Below are 14,227 nucleotides of genomic sequence, written 5' to 3'. Positions count from 1 at the left end.
ATGAGAACCGAACAGATTCAGGACCCTTTTTCGCTGGCGGGGATTGCCGCCGACTATATCAACGCCCACGGCCAGCCACAGGCGATCCCCGCGCTGACCCGCCAGCGTCTGCTGGCGGTGATGCAGCCGCCGCGTCAGCTGACCACACCGCTGCCGCCGGTAGTGATTTTCCGTCGCGGTGACACCCTGAGCCTGTCGCCGCAGCTTAGCGCCGGGGCGCACTGGCATCTCACCAGCGAGGCCGGTAAAACCCGCTCAGGTCGCTGCCAGCCCGGCCAGCCGCTGCATCTGCCGCCGCTGCCGGAGGGCTACCATCAGCTGACGCTGCAACAGGGTGCGCAGCAGTGGGCGTGCCGGGTGATAATCGCCCCCGCCCGCTGCTATGAGCCGCCCGCGCTGCTGGCGGGTGAAGCCCTGTGGGGCGCCTGTGTGCAGCTCTATACCCTGCGGTCGGCAGATAACTGGGGCATCGGCGACTTCGGCGATCTGCGCCGGATGCTGCCTGAGGTGGCGGCGCGCGGCGGCGCGTTTATCGGCCTTAATCCGATTCACGCGCTGTTTCCCGCCAGCCCCGACAGCGCCAGCCCCTACAGCCCCTCTTCGCGGCGCTGGCTGAATGTGCTCTATATTGACGTCGCTGCCGTCACCGACTTCCGGCAAAGCGCCGCCGCGCAGCAATGGTGGCGGCAGGCGGAGACGCAGCAGGCGCTGGAACAGGCGCGGGCCGCAGAATGGGTCGATTATCCGGCCGTGACCCGGCTGAAAATTCAGGCGCTTAGCCTCGCCTGGCCGCAGTTTTGTCAGCGCGACAGTGCCGACCCTGAGGTGCAGGCGTTTGACGCTTTTATCCGTGAGGGAGGCGAAAGCCTGAAGCATCAGGCGCTGTTTGACGCGCTGCACGCCGACCAGATGGCGCAGGATAACCAGCGCTGGGGCTGGCCGGTCTGGCCGGAGGCGATGCAGAACCCCGACAGCCCGGCGGTGCAGACATTTTTGCAGCAGCAGGCCGATCAGGTGCGCTTCCGTATGTGGCTCCAGTGGCTGGCGGCGCAGCAGTTCGCCACCTGCTGGCAATGCTGCCAGCAGCAGCAGATGCCGATTGGGCTGTATCGCGATCTGGCGGTTGGCGTGGCGCAGGGCGGCGCAGAGACCTGGAGCGAGCGCGATCTTTACTGCCTGGATGCCAGCGTCGGCGCCCCGCCTGACATACTTGGTCCGCGCGGCCAGGACTGGGGATTGCCGCCGATGGACCCGCAGGTGATGTGTCAGCGCGCCTGGGAGCCGTGGATCGCCCTGCTGCGCGCCAATATGCGCCACTGCGGCGCGCTGCGTATCGATCATGTGATGGCCCTGATGCGCCTGTGGTGGATCCCGGCCGGGGAAAGCGCCGCCCAGGGTGCCTATGTCCACTATCCGATTGACGATCTGCTGGCGATACTGGCGCTGGAAAGCCAGCGTAATCGCTGCATGGTGATTGGCGAAGATCTCGGCACCGTGCCGGAGGCGATTGTCGATAAACTGCGGGAGGGCGGCGTCTACTCCTACAAAGTGCTCTGGTTCGAGCAGCGTTCAGAAGCGGATTTCCGCCCGCCTGCGGCGTGGCCACGGCAGGCGATGGCCGTCGCCACCACCCACGATTTACCGACGCTGCGTGGCTGGTGGCAGAGCGACGACCTGACAACCGGCGCGCAACTCGGGCTCTACCCGGATAAAGTGGTGCTGGCCGGACTCTATCAGGATCGGCTACGGGCGAAGCAGGCGCTGCTGCACAGTCTGCATCGGGTCGGCGCACTGCCGAAACGTGCCGGGCGTGACGCCCGCCGCACTTCGATGAGCAAGGCGCTGAACCGGGGGATGCAGCGTTATCTGGCGGAGAGCCACAGCGCGCTGCTGGGGCTGCAACCGGAAGACTGGCTCGACATGGCTGCACCGGTCAATATTCCCGGCACCAGCGATGAGTACCCGAACTGGCGACGCAAACTTACCGCCTCGCTGGAGACGCTGTTCAGCGATCCCGATACCGACGCGCTGTTGCGGGATGTGACGGCCCGCCGCAAGGGTGCTGCGCGGGTTACGGCTAAAAGCTAAAAAGAAAACCCCGGAGCTGCTCCGGGGTTTTAAATTTTGTCCTGAAATCTCAACGGGTAGATGATGCTATTCATCACCTCAACGCCGACCGACTGCCCGATGTGATGACATCCTGCCGCGCCAGAGAGTTATTTTAGCAGAGGCCGGAACGCTAACCGCCGTAACACAGCGGCAACCTCACCCGAGCTCACCGCCCCTGTTGCCGCAGAAACCGTTAGCTCTTCAAGTTCATCGTCTTCATCACGTACAGCAATGCCGTTACGATTCAAAAAAACCATCGTGACGAAAAAGGCGGTGCGCTTGTTACCATCATTAAAAATGTGTCCGCGCGCTATGGCGATCAGATAGATGGCGGCCAGCTCGTAAAGATCATTCACATCTTCATAATAAAGCTGGTTCTGCACACGGCAGATGATCGCTTCTGCTCTTTCAGGTTCAGGCATGCCCTGAACGCCTGGCAGAGTAGCCAGCAGACGATCATGAAAGGCGATCACCTCCTGAGCGCTGACCCACTTCATCGATCAGCCAGCGCCTTCACCGTTCGTGAATGACGACCCATAATTTCAGCAAATTCCGCATCCAGTTTGGCCTGCTGCCAGGCATTGAAATCGTCGCGGCTGATCAGCACAGCAGAAGAGCCGTCACGCCGGGTTATCTCCACCGGCTCACCCGCTGTGGCTGTGTCCATCACTTCAGCAATGTTTTGTCTGGCCTGAGTTGTGGTGTAACTGCGCATAGAACCTCCCGGAAGTTATTTTTGAAATGTACATGATTAACGTACAACTCACAACGCTTAAACCTCCTTCCCGATCGGTAAGGTTCAGATGACAGGCTCACCATCCTGATGCGTTGCTGAACGGGGCGCGCGATGACATTCAGAACGAAAAAAGGTGCGCCAGGGCGCACCAGATGGGACAAATCAGTGGTGTCGGGGTAGCGTCACCCCTTGCCTTTAACACTACTGATAAAGGTTTGCCGCGCAGAGGTGGAACCCAGCCGCTCGGCTTCATCGAGCAGTTTCAGCGCCTTGTCGATATTGCCGCTGTTGACCGCCTGTTTGATCTGCTGATTAAAGTAACCTTCGGTGTCGCTCATGATCGGTTCCGCTTTGGCTTTTGGCGTCGGGAGCGGTGCAGGTGCCGCCGCCGGGGCGGCACGATAGGTGGCGGGCGCGTTGCTGCCGACCGCCACCGGTGCCGGTCCTGAGGAGCCAAACAGCGGGCCGACCAGAATCGAGGCACCGGAACTGGTCTGCATCTTCAGCTTGATGGTCCCTTCGCGGCTATGGCGGGCGATGGGATCGGGAATATCCGGCACCGCATGACCGGTACCCTGCGCGTAGGCTTTCGCCGGATCAAGCAGCGTGGTGGTCTGTGTCAGATCGCTTTCAGTGGTAAACACCAGCAGATAGATTTTTTGCTGACCCAGCGCCGGGGTCAGTTTCATCACGCCTTCCAGCCGATCCGCGGTCATCACGCCCGGCTTCTGATAGCCGAAGTAGCGGCTGGGGAACCAGGCGGCAGGCCGCAGGTTCTCGTCCAGCACCAGCACGTTCGGCGCGAAGACCTGACCGTTCGCCACTTCGCTGCTCAGGGTCAGCGTCAGTTCACCGATGGTGGCGGGCAGACTGTAAGCCGCCACCGGCCCGGCAATCGAGGGCGCATTCAGCGACTGTCCGCTGTTCGCCAGCCGGGTAGTCTGGGTCTGGGAAGGCGTCAGCGGCTGCCAGCTCAGACGCTGTAAAGATTCGGGTGCCACCTGTGGCGCGGCGGAGAGATCCTGCGGCACCAGATTAATATCCGCCAGAGCGGGCAGAGTCTGTCCTGTCAGTAACGCCGCACTCAGGCAGAGTGCCGCCAGCTTTTTCATTTTCATTATGCGTACCTTATTGCAGGTCGCGGCGTAAACCAGGCAATGGCCCGCCGCGACCAAAGAGTTCGATCAGGCGCGCAGGCGCGCCTGCCAGCGAGGGAGTTGGCTTACCACCAGATTTCCATCTGCGCACCAAAGGTAAATTCGTCGTCGTTGCCACGGCTGTTGGTCAGGATGCCGTTACCGCTGCTGTCAGCGGAGGCGAAGGAGGTGAGACTGCCTGAGCTGTCTTTGTCGTAGCCCCACTTCTCATTCCATTTGGCGTAGGTGGCGAACAGACGCAGCGCCGGACGTGACCAGATGCTGTCACCCGCCTGCCACTGCTGCGCCAGCGTCACCTTATACTGACCGTTGCGCTCGTTCGCCTGCTGTGACTTCACGTTGTCGTAGCCCAGCTCCAGCAGGGTGCTCATGATTGGCGTCCATTTGTACATCGGACGCACGCCCACGGTGTACCACTCGGTGCCACGGTTGTTGTCCAGATCGATGTTCTGATACATGGCGACGTACATCAGATCCCAGCGTTCCGCCAGCGAGATCGCGCCGTGATCGAGGATGCGGTACATATCGCCGTTGTTATTAAGATTGGTGCCCTGCGGCACGCCTTTACCCTGTGACGTCAGCGCGTCGGTGGCGTATTGCAGCACAAATTTGTTGTAGCCTTTCAGCATGCTCTGTGTATGTTCTGCGGTGAACATCCAGCCATCTTTCGACGCGCCATCTTCCAGGCGGTAGCCGTCACGGGCGTTGGCGCGGCCATAGTCGACGCCCAGCTCCAGCACGCCGTCCGGGTTGGTCTCCAGACCGGCCAGACGCACATCGAACACGTCGTTAGCGGTGCTGGTGGCGAAATCACGAATCCGATCGCTGGAGAAGGTGTAGGAGCCGCCCGCCTCTGACGAACGGGTCGCCGCGAAGGAGAGTTTACCGAAGCCGAGATCGACATCTTCCAGACCGGCACCCGGACCGGAAATATCCCAGTAGTAGAAGTCGATCATATGGACGTCATGGCGCTGATAGAAACGCTTACCGGCCCAGATGGTCGAACCTGGCAGCGCGTCGATCAGGTTTTTCCCTTTGACGTTGGCTTCACGGAAAGCGGGTGATGTTGCTTCCCAGTCATTCTGCTGCGCCACGGAGTAAGCCACGTTGGTGTCGAAATAGAAGCTTTTGTCGCCCTCTTTCCACACTTCCTGGCCTAATTTCAGTTCGGCGTAGGTTTCACATTCGTTGCCCAGACGGTATTTACTTTGAGCGCCGGTCGCCTGGAAGCATTCCTGCTCGCCACCGCTGCCGGTCCAGCCAATGCCGGAACGGGCGTAACCGGTAAAATCGACCGCCATCGTCGGGGCGGAGAGGGTGCCCACCGCGACGGCAACGGCGAAGGGAAGTTTGCGCAGAGTTAACATTTTCTATCTCCTGAGGTCATTGCTTTTATTGTTTTGGCAGGGCTATACACCCGGCTCCTGATACAGCCTGCGACACGCGCTCCCATCCTCACGGAACAGGTGACAACGTTCGGGCGGCAGGCCAATACCGAGGATGGCGCCCTCTTTTACCAGCACGACGTCCTCCTGGCGGTAGACCAGGTTTTGACGAATGGCGGGAATCTCGATGTGGATTTGTGTTTCATGTCCCAGCTGTTCCACCACCTGCACTTCCCCTTCCAGAGTGACATCGGCGATGTCGCTGGAGAGCAGATGCTCCGGGCGGATGCCCAGTGACATGTTGCTGCCGACCTGCACCCCGGCGCTGTCGACCGGCAGCCAGACCAGCTGCTGATTAGGCAGCCGGACCTGAACCTGGTCGATAGCGGTGGCGGTGACTTTCACCGGCAGGAAATTCATTTTGGGTGAGCCGATAAACCCGGCGACAAAGCGGTTGGCGGGATAGTGATAAAGCTCCAGCGGCTTACCGACCTGGGCGATGCGCCCGGCGTCCAGCACCACGATCTTGTCCGCCAGCGTCATCGCTTCGATCTGATCGTGGGTGACGTAGATCATGGTGCGCTTCAGGCGCTTATGCAGACGGGAGATCTCAATCCGCATCTGGACGCGCAGCGCGGCGTCGAGGTTAGAGAGCGGTTCATCCAGCAGAAAGACGCGCGGCTCCGCCACCAGCGTCCGGCCAATGGCCACGCGCTGACGCTGACCGCCTGAGAGCGCTTTGGGCCGGCGGTCGAGCAGGTGCGCCAGTTGCAGGATCTCCGCCACCTGATTGACCCGCTGGTGGATCTCCGCTTTTTTTACCCCGGCCAGCTTCAGGCCAAACGACATGTTTTCCGCCACCGACAGGTGCGGATAGAGCGCATAGGACTGAAACACCATGCCAATCCCGCGCTCGGCGGGCGGCACCTCGTTCATGCGCCGATCGCCGATGAACAGTTCGCCGCTGGTGATGGTCTCCAGTCCGGCAATCATGCGCAGCAGCGTCGACTTGCCACAGCCCGATGGCCCCACGAAAACAACAAATTCCCCTTCACGAATAGTGAGATCAATATCTTTCGACACCACCGTATCGCCCCAGGCCTTTGTGACATTGCGTAGCACAACGCTCGCCATGATCCCTTTCCTCTTAGCTGCACATTCGTGTCTGCTCAGCGGCAGACGGGTTCCGGGGCTCACTATGCGAGAGGAAACAAACGGTAACATCCTCCACCGCAACGTGATCCGCTGGGGGAGGAGGCGGGAGGAGGAGAAATCCAGGCGGCCGCGCCGCGCCGGGCAATCTGGCGCTTTTTTGTGATCGCTAACGCAGACCTACAGGAATTTTTCGCGGCTAACCCCCCGCTCAGGGCGCTTTTTGCCAGCGCGATCACAGCGATCGGCCACAGGGCGTAGAGCGCAGGAGGATGAGAAGGCCCGCCGGATACGCACAATGATGCCGGTAGAGCATTCACCACTTCCGCTAACAGGATGGATTTATGACGATGAAAACCGGTGCACGCATTCTGGCCCTTTCCGCCCTCACCACCGCGCTCTTCTCCGCAAGCGCGCTGGCAAAAATTGAGGAAGGTAAGCTGGTCATCTGGATCAATGGCGACAAGGGCTATAACGGCCTTGCCGAAGTGGGTAAGAAATTTGAGCAGGAGACCGGCATCAAGGTGACGGTTGAGCATCCTGACAAAATGGAAGAGAAGTACCCGCAGGTCGCCGCGACCGGTGATGGCCCGGACATCATCTTCTGGGCGCACGACCGCTTTGGCGGCTATGCGCAGTCGGGCCTGCTGGCGGAAATCAGCCCGGACGCCAGCTTCCGCGAGAAAATCTTTCCCTTTACCTGGGATGCGGTGCGCTTCGACGGCAAGCTGATTGGCTACCCGATTTCGGTGGAATCGCTGTCACTGATCTACAACAAAAAATTGCTGCCGAACCCGCCGAAAACCTGGGAAGAGATTGCCGGTCTCGATAAGCAACTGCGCGCCAAAGGCAAAAGCGCCATCATGTTCAACCTTCAGGAACCTTACTTCACCTGGCCGCTGCTGGCTGCGGGCGGGGCTTACGCCTTTAAACTCACAGACGGCCACTATGACGTGAAGGATGTCGGTGTTGATAACGCCGGGGCGAAAGCGGGCATGCAGTTCCTGGTCGATCAGGTGAAAGCCAAAACCCTGAACGCTGACACCGATTACTCCATAGCTGAAGCCGCCTTTAATAAAGGCGAAACCGCTATGACGATTAATGGTCCGTGGTCCTGGGGCAATCTCGATAAAAGCGGCGTCGACTACGGTGTCACGGCGCTGCCGACGCTGAACGGCAAGCCGTCGAAAGCCTTTGTCGGCGTGCTGAGTGCCGGGATCAACGCCGCCAGCCCGAACAAAGAGCTGGCGAAAGAGTTCCTGGAGAACTATCTGCTGACCGACAACGGACTCGACGCGGTCAACAAAGACAAGCCGCTGGGCGCGGTCGCGCTGAAATCCTTCCAGCAGAAGCTGGAGAAAGATCCGCGCATCGCCGCCACCATGAACAACGCCCAACAGGGTGAGATCATGCCAAATATCCCGCAGATGGCGGCCTTCTGGTACGCGATGCGCACCGCCACGCTGAACGCACTGGGCGGCCGTCAGAGCGTGGACGCCGCACTGAAAGATGCCCAGGCACGCCTGAAGAAGTAATTCCCCCTTTGCAGCCGGGGCAACCCGGCTTGAGTGACCGTTAAGGAAAACCGCATCATGTCAGGAAAACCGAAAACGCGCAGTCTGCTGCTGAAAAGCGTTCTTATCGGGCTCTGCTGTCTGCTGGTCGGCTATCTGCTGGTGCTGATGTATGCGCAGGGTGAATATCTGTTTGCGCTGCTGACGCTGATCCTCAGTGCAACCGGTCTGTGGATTTTTGCCAACCGTCGCGCCTATGCGTGGCGGTACGTCTATCCCGGCGTTGCCGGAATGGCGCTGTTTGTACTGTTCCCCCTCGCCTGCACCATCGCCATCGCCTTTACCAACTACAGCAGTAGCAACCAGCTCACCTTTGAGCGGGCGCAGCAGGTGCTGCTGGGCCGCACCTTCCAGTCGGGTGACGCGGTGAGTTTCTCGCTGTTTCCGGCAGGCGACCGCTGGCAGCTGGTGCTGAACGATGGCAAAGCCGACTATGTTTCCCCGCCGTTTCAGTTTGGCGCGGAACAGACGCTGAAAATGGCATCAACCACCCCACCGGAGGGCGATCGCGCCACGCTGCGGGTGATCACTCAGAACCGTCAGGCGCTGAGCCAGATCCGCGCTGAGCTGCCTGATGGCCGGGCGTTACGGATGAGTTCGCTACGGCAGTTCTCCGGCACGCAGCCGCTCTATCGGGTGGCTGCGCACGATGAGCTGATTAATCAGCAGAACCAGCAACGCTATCGCGCCAATCCGCAGACCGGCTTTTATCAGGCGGTGGCTGCCGATAATCAATGGGGCAATGAAATTCTGAGCCCTGGCTTTACCGTCAATACCGGCTGGAAAAACTTTGTGCGGGTGTTTACTGATGAGGGGATTCAGAAGCCGTTCCTGGCGATCTTTGGCTGGACGCTGCTCTTTTCGCTGATCACCGTGGTACTGACCGTGGCGGTCGGCATGGTCCTCGCCTGTCTGGTGCAGTGGGACGCGCTACGCGGCAAAGCGATTTACCGGGTGATGCTGATTCTGCCCTACGCTGTCCCGGCCTTTATCTCGATTCTGATTTTCAAGGGGCTGTTTAACCAGAGTTTTGGTGAGATCAACGTGATGCTCAGCGCGCTGTTTGGCGTGAAGCCCGCCTGGTTCAGCGACCCGACGCTGGCGCGCGCCATGCTGATTATCGTCAATACCTGGCTCGGCTACCCCTACATGATGATCCTCTGCATGGGGCTGCTGAAGGCGATTCCTGACGATCTCTATGAAGCCTCGGCGATGGATGGCGCTGGCCCGTTGCAGAATTTCTTCCTGATTACCCTGCCACTGCTGCTGAAACCGCTGATGCCGCTGATGATTGCCAGCTTCGCCTTTAACTTTAACAACTTCGTGCTGGTGCAGCTGCTGACCAATGGCGGACCCGATCGTCTCGGCACCACCACGCCAGCCGGTTATACCGACCTGCTGGTGAACTACACCTGGCGCATCGCCTTTGAAGGTGGCGGCGGGCAGGACTTTGGTCTGGCCGCCGCCATTGCCACGCTGATCTTCCTGCTGGTGGGTGCGCTGGCGGTGATTAACCTGAAAGCCTCGCGGATGAAATTCGACTAATAGCCTGATGGATCAGGCGCTAAGGAGTTGTTATGGCTATGGTACAACCCAAATCGCAATGGCTGCGTCTGCTGACGACGCATCTGCTGCTGCTGTTATTTATCGCCGCCATTCTGTTTCCGCTGCTGATGGTGATCGCGATTTCACTGCGTGCCGGTAACTTCGCCACCGGCAGCCTGATCCCGGAGCAGATCTCCTGGGAGCACTGGCGGCTGGCGCTGGGATTCAGCGTGCAGCATGCCGATGGTAGCGTCACGCCGCCGCCCTTCCCGGTGCTGCTCTGGTTATGGAACTCAATCAAGATTGCCGCCATCAGCGCGCTGGGCATTGTGGCGCTCTCCACCACCTGCGCCTATGCTTTTGCGCGGATGCGCTTCACCGGCCGCGCCAGCCTGCTGAAAGGAATGCTGATTTTCCAGATGTTCCCGGCGGTACTGTCGCTGGTGGCACTCTACGCGCTGTTTGATCGCCTCGGTCAGTATCTGCCCTTTATCGGGCTGAATACCCACGGCGGGGTGATCTTCGCCTATCTGGGCGGCATCGCGCTGCATGTCTGGACCATTAAAGGCTATTTCGAAACCATCGACGGCTCGCTGGAAGAGGCGGCCGCGCTGGATGGCGCGACGCCGTGGCAGGCATTCCGGCTGGTGCTGCTGCCGCTGTCGGTGCCGATTCTGGCGGTGGTGTTTATTCTGGCGTTTATCGCCGCAGTCACTGAAGTGCCGGTCGCTTCGCTGCTGCTGCGCGATGTTAACAGCTATACCCTGGCGGTCGGGATGCAGCAGTATCTCAATCCGCAGAATTACCTGTGGGGAGATTTCGCCGCGGCGGCGGTGCTCTCCGCGATTCCGATCACCCTGGTTTTCCTGCTGGCGCAGCGCTGGCTGGTCAGCGGTTTAACCGCGGGCGGGGTGAAAGGCTAAAACGATCATCATTGTACGTTGCCACTGCTTACACAACACCCGTTGTGGTTGAAGGATTCGGCGGCCTGCGGGCCGCCTTTTTTATGCGCCCGGCCTCAGGCGGCGCGGCTGTCTGTGATCAGCGCCAGGATTATCGCGGTTAGCGTCTGCTGACCCTCAGCCTGACGGATGTCGCCGTGTACCACCGCGCCCGCGATGGCGTCAGCCGCCCCGAGTAACCCCCACATGCCGGCTTCAGCGATACCCTTTTCTCCGCTAAAGGGCGAAAACCATCGCTGGCAGCGGGCGATAAAGTCGAGCTGATAATGGCGCTTAACCGAGGCTAGCTCAGGCGAGGTGCTGAGCGCTGACAGCAGTTCAGGGATTTCACGCCCCTCCGTCATCACGCAATCGACATATCCGGCGGCGAGCACCTCCGCTTTCTGTTGCAGCAGCATTGGCGCGGCGCGCATCGCCGCTTCCATCCGCTCAGTCTGGCGGCGATCAAAATCGTCGTAGAGTGCAGCCAGCAGACCATGACGGGTGGTGAAATGATCATAGACCACCGGCTTGCTGACTCCGGCCGCCTCGCCGACTCTGGCCAGCGTCAGGCCATCACTGCCCCCGGCCTGCATTAACTGCCATGCCACGTCCAGCAACTGTCTGCGCCGCGCCGCGCGTGACAGGCGCGGTTTGGCGACGTTTTCACTGGTCATGAGATTTCCGTCCGGCAAACAAGCGCTGACCCAGCTGATGCGCCCGTTGATAGTGCGACTCAGGATAACCCTGCTCGTCGCTCAGCAGCAGTTCGCTGCTCACGACCGGCGCGCCGCAGTAATCGAAGATGCCATGCTCAATCTGATTGCGCATACTGGCAAAGTAGCCGTGCCGCAGATAGGTGCGCGTATCCGCCGCCCCCAGCGCCAGCAGATGCACCGGCAGATGGCCGAGACGCTTCACTATCCGCCCTTCCTGCTCCTGAAAAGCCCAGCCCTGGATAAAGACCCGATCAATCCAGCCTTTCAGCTGCGCCGGAAAGGACCACCAGTAGACCGGATAGACCAGCACCAGCGCGTCGGCGCGATCCACCCGCTGCTGTTCAGCCAGTACATCAGGCGGCGATGCGGCCTGACCGTTAAAATGGTGGAGATCGCCGAGCGTGAAACGGGGATCAAATCCCTCGGCCGCCAGGTCAGCCTGTTCAGCGCTATGCTGGCCCGAGGCGCTAATGCCCCGGGCAAGCTGGTCGGCAACGCGGTGAGTGTGGGCATCCCGGTCGGGATGGGCTGTCACAATTAAGGCATGCATCGTCACTCCCTCCTCAGTCACGGTTAAGTTACTAAAGGTAGGTTACGATGAGTCGGTGAGCAAGCGTGGCGGTGATCTGCCCCGTCCGGCGGCGTGCTTCTTAACGACGATAGGCCAGCGAACGCACCAGTCGATCGCCCAGCTTCTGGATCAGCATCACCAGGGCCAGCAGCACAACAATGGTCGCCACCATCATCTGATTATCAAACCGCTGATAGCCGTAACGGATCGCCAGATCGCCCAACCCGCCGCCCCCGACCACGCCCGCCATCGCCGAGAAGCCAATCAGCATCACCAGCGTCAGGGTTATTCCCGCCACCAGCGCAGGCAGCGCTTCGGGCAGCAGCACGCGACTGACGAGGTGCCACACATTGCCGCCCATCGACACCACCGCCTCGATGCGGCCACGATCAACCTCATCCAGCGCGTTCTCGGTGATGCGGGCAAAGAAGGGGAACGCCCCCAGCGTAATCGGCACGATGGCGGCGGTACTGCCGAGCGTGGTGCCCACCAGCAGGCGGGTAAAAGGGATCAGGGCGATCAGCAGCACCACAAATGGCAGGGCGCGGCCGGTATTCACCACGCTGTTCAGCAGCAGTGAAACCACCCGGTTGGGCAGAATGCCTGTGGGTCGGGTCAGGAACAGCAGCACGCCCACCGGCAGCCCGATGGCCACGGTAAACAGAGCCGCCAGCAGCACCATATAGAGCGTTTCGCCGGTGGCGTTGAGCAGCAGCGCCTGAAACCGCTCATAACTCATGCTACGCATCGGGTTAATTCCTCACGCTGATATTTTTCGAGAAACGCCCGGTCTGCTTCGCCCTCTCTCAACAGCATCCGGCGCAGGCGTCCCTCTTCACGCGCCATGATCTGTTGCAGCGTGCCGCTCTCAACAAGCTGGCCTTTTTCCAGCAATGCGGCCCCATGACAGATGCGTTTCACCACCGCCATTTCATGGGTGATCAGCACCACGGTGATGTTGAGCTGCTGCTGAATATCCGCCAGCAGATCGAGAATCGAAGTGGTGGTTTCCGGGTCCAGCGCGCTGGTCGCCTCATCGCATAACAGATAACGCGGCCCGACAGCCAGCGCGCGGGCGATCCCGACACGCTGCTTCTGACCGCCGGAAAGCTGCGACGGCCAGGCACGGGCGAACGCTTCCAGTCCGACCCTTTCCAGCAGTGCCGTCACCCGCTGGCGGCGTTCCGCTGCCGGCACCCCGGCTATCTCCAGCGGCAGATCGATGTTGTCATGCACGTTGCGCGAATGCAGTAAGTTGAAATGCTGGAAGATCATGCCCATCTGCCGGCGCTGCTGGCGCAACTGCGCCAGGCTCAGGGTGGCAATATCCTGTCCATCAATCTCAATCTGCCCGGCGGAAGGCGTCTCCAGCCGGTTCAGGCAGCGCAGCAGCGTACTTTTACCCGCCCCGCTCTGTCCGAGGATGCCGAAGATAGTGCCCTCTTCAATGGTCAGGGAGAGATCGTCCAGCGCTGGCCTGGCAGCGCCGGGATAGTGTTTGCTGAGATGGGTGAGTTTAATCATGCTGCGGGTCCGCCACCGGGATCACCGAGCCCTGATAATTTTTGCGGATAAACGCCGCCACCTGCGGGGAACGCAGATCCTTCGCCAGCGCGACCAGTCGCGGATCCTTTTCCCGATCCGGCGTGGTCACCAGCAGGTTGGCGTAAGGATTATGCGCCGCCGACTCCAGCGCCAGCGCATCTCTGGCTGGCGTCAGCCCCGCTTCCAGCGCGTAGTTGCCGTTGATGATGGCGGCATCCACATCATCCAGCGACCGGGGCAGCTGCGGCGATTCAATCTCAATAATTTTGATCTGCTTCGGATTTTCGCTGATCTCTTTCGGCGTGACCTGCGTCGAACCCGCTTCGCCCTGCGCGTTGAGTTTAATCACCCCTTTATCCTGCAACAGCCACAGCGCCCGGCTCAGGTTGGTGGGATTGTTCGGCACCGCGATGCTGGCTCCCTGCGGCAGCGCCGCCAGACTTTTCACCTTGCGTGAGTAGATACCCAGCGGCTCGATGTGAACGCGGGCCACCACCGCAAACTGTTTCCCCAGCGCCTTTTCCTGATCTTTCAGGTAAGGCAGATGCTGAAAGTAGTTGGCATCCACATCACCGGACGCCAGCAGCTCATTGGCATTCACGCCGCCACTCAGCTCAACAATCTTCAGGTCGAGTGCGGGGTCCAGCGTTTTCACATACTCCAGAATTTCGGCGTGCGGCACCGGATCGGCGGCCACCCGCAGCGGGGCGGCCTGTAAGCTCTGAGCTATCAGCAGTGACAGGCCGGCAAGGGCCAGAAAGCGCTTTTTCATCATCATTGATCTCTTATCGGT

The 14,227-nt window shown here is 60.4% G+C and carries 14 protein-coding genes; 4 read left to right on the top strand and 10 right to left on the bottom strand.

Going from position 1 to position 14,227, the window contains the following annotated elements:
• The gene (malQ, locus tag ACCW71_RS08185; protein ID WP_436370688.1) at window positions 1-2,088 is read left to right on the top strand and encodes a 4-alpha-glucanotransferase; all 2,088 of its coding nucleotides are present in this window, start codon (window positions 1-3) and stop codon (window positions 2,086-2,088) included.
• 128 nt (window positions 2,089-2,216) lie between these two features.
• Here malQ and ACCW71_RS08180 read toward each other — a convergent pair whose 3' ends face one another.
• The 5 genes from ACCW71_RS08180 to malK form a co-directional block, all read right to left on the bottom strand.
• Complete coding sequence (locus ACCW71_RS08180) at window positions 2,217-2,606, bottom strand: type II toxin-antitoxin system death-on-curing family toxin (RefSeq protein ID WP_436370687.1); 390 nt, start codon at window positions 2,604-2,606, stop codon at window positions 2,217-2,219.
• On the bottom strand, window positions 2,603-2,824 hold the full coding sequence (locus ACCW71_RS08175; protein WP_436370686.1) for a type II toxin-antitoxin system Phd/YefM family antitoxin: 222 nt from the start codon (window positions 2,822-2,824) through the stop codon (window positions 2,603-2,605). Before ACCW71_RS08175 ends, ACCW71_RS08180 begins: the two co-directional genes overlap by 4 nt.
• Window positions 2,825-3,027: 203 nt before the next feature.
• On the bottom strand, window positions 3,028-3,963 hold the full coding sequence (gene malM, locus ACCW71_RS08170; protein WP_436370685.1) for a maltose operon protein MalM: 936 nt from the start codon (window positions 3,961-3,963) through the stop codon (window positions 3,028-3,030).
• A gap of 104 nt (window positions 3,964-4,067) precedes the next feature.
• Window positions 4,068-5,369 (bottom strand): maltoporin, encoded by a 1,302-nt coding sequence (locus ACCW71_RS08165; protein ID WP_436370684.1) that lies wholly within the window; start codon window positions 5,367-5,369, stop codon window positions 4,068-4,070.
• A gap of 42 nt (window positions 5,370-5,411) precedes the next feature.
• Window positions 5,412-6,521 carry a maltose/maltodextrin ABC transporter ATP-binding protein MalK gene (malK, locus tag ACCW71_RS08160; RefSeq protein WP_425021423.1) on the bottom strand — a complete coding sequence of 370 codons (1,110 nt, stop codon included), beginning with the start codon at window positions 6,519-6,521 and terminating at the stop codon, window positions 5,412-5,414.
• 362 nt (window positions 6,522-6,883) lie between these two features.
• Between malK and malE the strand changes: the two genes are divergently transcribed.
• The 3 genes from malE to malG are packed head-to-tail and all read left to right on the top strand — an operon-like array spanning window position 6,884 to window position 10,581.
• Complete coding sequence (malE, locus tag ACCW71_RS08155) at window positions 6,884-8,074, top strand: maltose/maltodextrin ABC transporter substrate-binding protein MalE (protein WP_436370683.1); 1,191 nt, start codon at window positions 6,884-6,886, stop codon at window positions 8,072-8,074.
• A gap of 57 nt (window positions 8,075-8,131) precedes the next feature.
• On the top strand, window positions 8,132-9,658 hold the full coding sequence (gene malF, locus ACCW71_RS08150) for a maltose ABC transporter permease MalF (protein ID WP_436370682.1): 1,527 nt from the start codon (window positions 8,132-8,134) through the stop codon (window positions 9,656-9,658).
• A gap of 32 nt (window positions 9,659-9,690) precedes the next feature.
• A complete protein-coding gene (gene malG / locus ACCW71_RS08145) occupies window positions 9,691-10,581 on the top strand; it encodes a maltose ABC transporter permease MalG (RefSeq protein ID WP_436370681.1) in 891 nt (296 codons plus the stop codon).
• Between the two features lie 95 nt (window positions 10,582-10,676).
• Here malG and ACCW71_RS08140 read toward each other — a convergent pair whose 3' ends face one another.
• From ACCW71_RS08140 to ACCW71_RS08120, 5 genes are all read right to left on the bottom strand, one after another.
• Window positions 10,677-11,276, bottom strand: a complete 600-nt coding sequence (locus ACCW71_RS08140; protein ID WP_436370680.1) for a TetR/AcrR family transcriptional regulator — start codon at window positions 11,274-11,276, stop codon at window positions 10,677-10,679.
• Entirely contained in the window at window positions 11,266-11,868 is a 603-nt protein-coding gene (locus tag ACCW71_RS08135; protein WP_436370679.1) for an NAD(P)H-dependent oxidoreductase, read from the bottom strand. The genes ACCW71_RS08140 and ACCW71_RS08135 overlap by 11 nt, the downstream gene beginning before the upstream one ends.
• A gap of 100 nt (window positions 11,869-11,968) precedes the next feature.
• The gene (locus tag ACCW71_RS08130) at window positions 11,969-12,637 is read right to left on the bottom strand and encodes a methionine ABC transporter permease (RefSeq protein WP_436370678.1); all 669 of its coding nucleotides are present in this window, start codon (window positions 12,635-12,637) and stop codon (window positions 11,969-11,971) included.
• The gene (locus ACCW71_RS08125) at window positions 12,625-13,413 is read right to left on the bottom strand and encodes a methionine ABC transporter ATP-binding protein (RefSeq protein ID WP_436370677.1); all 789 of its coding nucleotides are present in this window, start codon (window positions 13,411-13,413) and stop codon (window positions 12,625-12,627) included. The genes ACCW71_RS08130 and ACCW71_RS08125 overlap by 13 nt, the downstream gene beginning before the upstream one ends.
• The gene (locus ACCW71_RS08120) at window positions 13,406-14,209 is read right to left on the bottom strand and encodes a MetQ/NlpA family ABC transporter substrate-binding protein (RefSeq protein ID WP_436370793.1); all 804 of its coding nucleotides are present in this window, start codon (window positions 14,207-14,209) and stop codon (window positions 13,406-13,408) included. Before ACCW71_RS08120 ends, ACCW71_RS08125 begins: the two co-directional genes overlap by 8 nt.
• Between the last annotated feature and the right edge of the window lie 18 nt (window positions 14,210-14,227).

This window comes from Pantoea sp. C2G6 (assembly GCF_051336815.1).
Taxonomy (GTDB): Bacteria; Pseudomonadota; Gammaproteobacteria; order Enterobacterales; family Enterobacteriaceae; genus Pantoea.
Note: the sequence above shows the minus strand (reverse complement) of the source record. Positions and strands in the feature narration are given on the sequence as shown.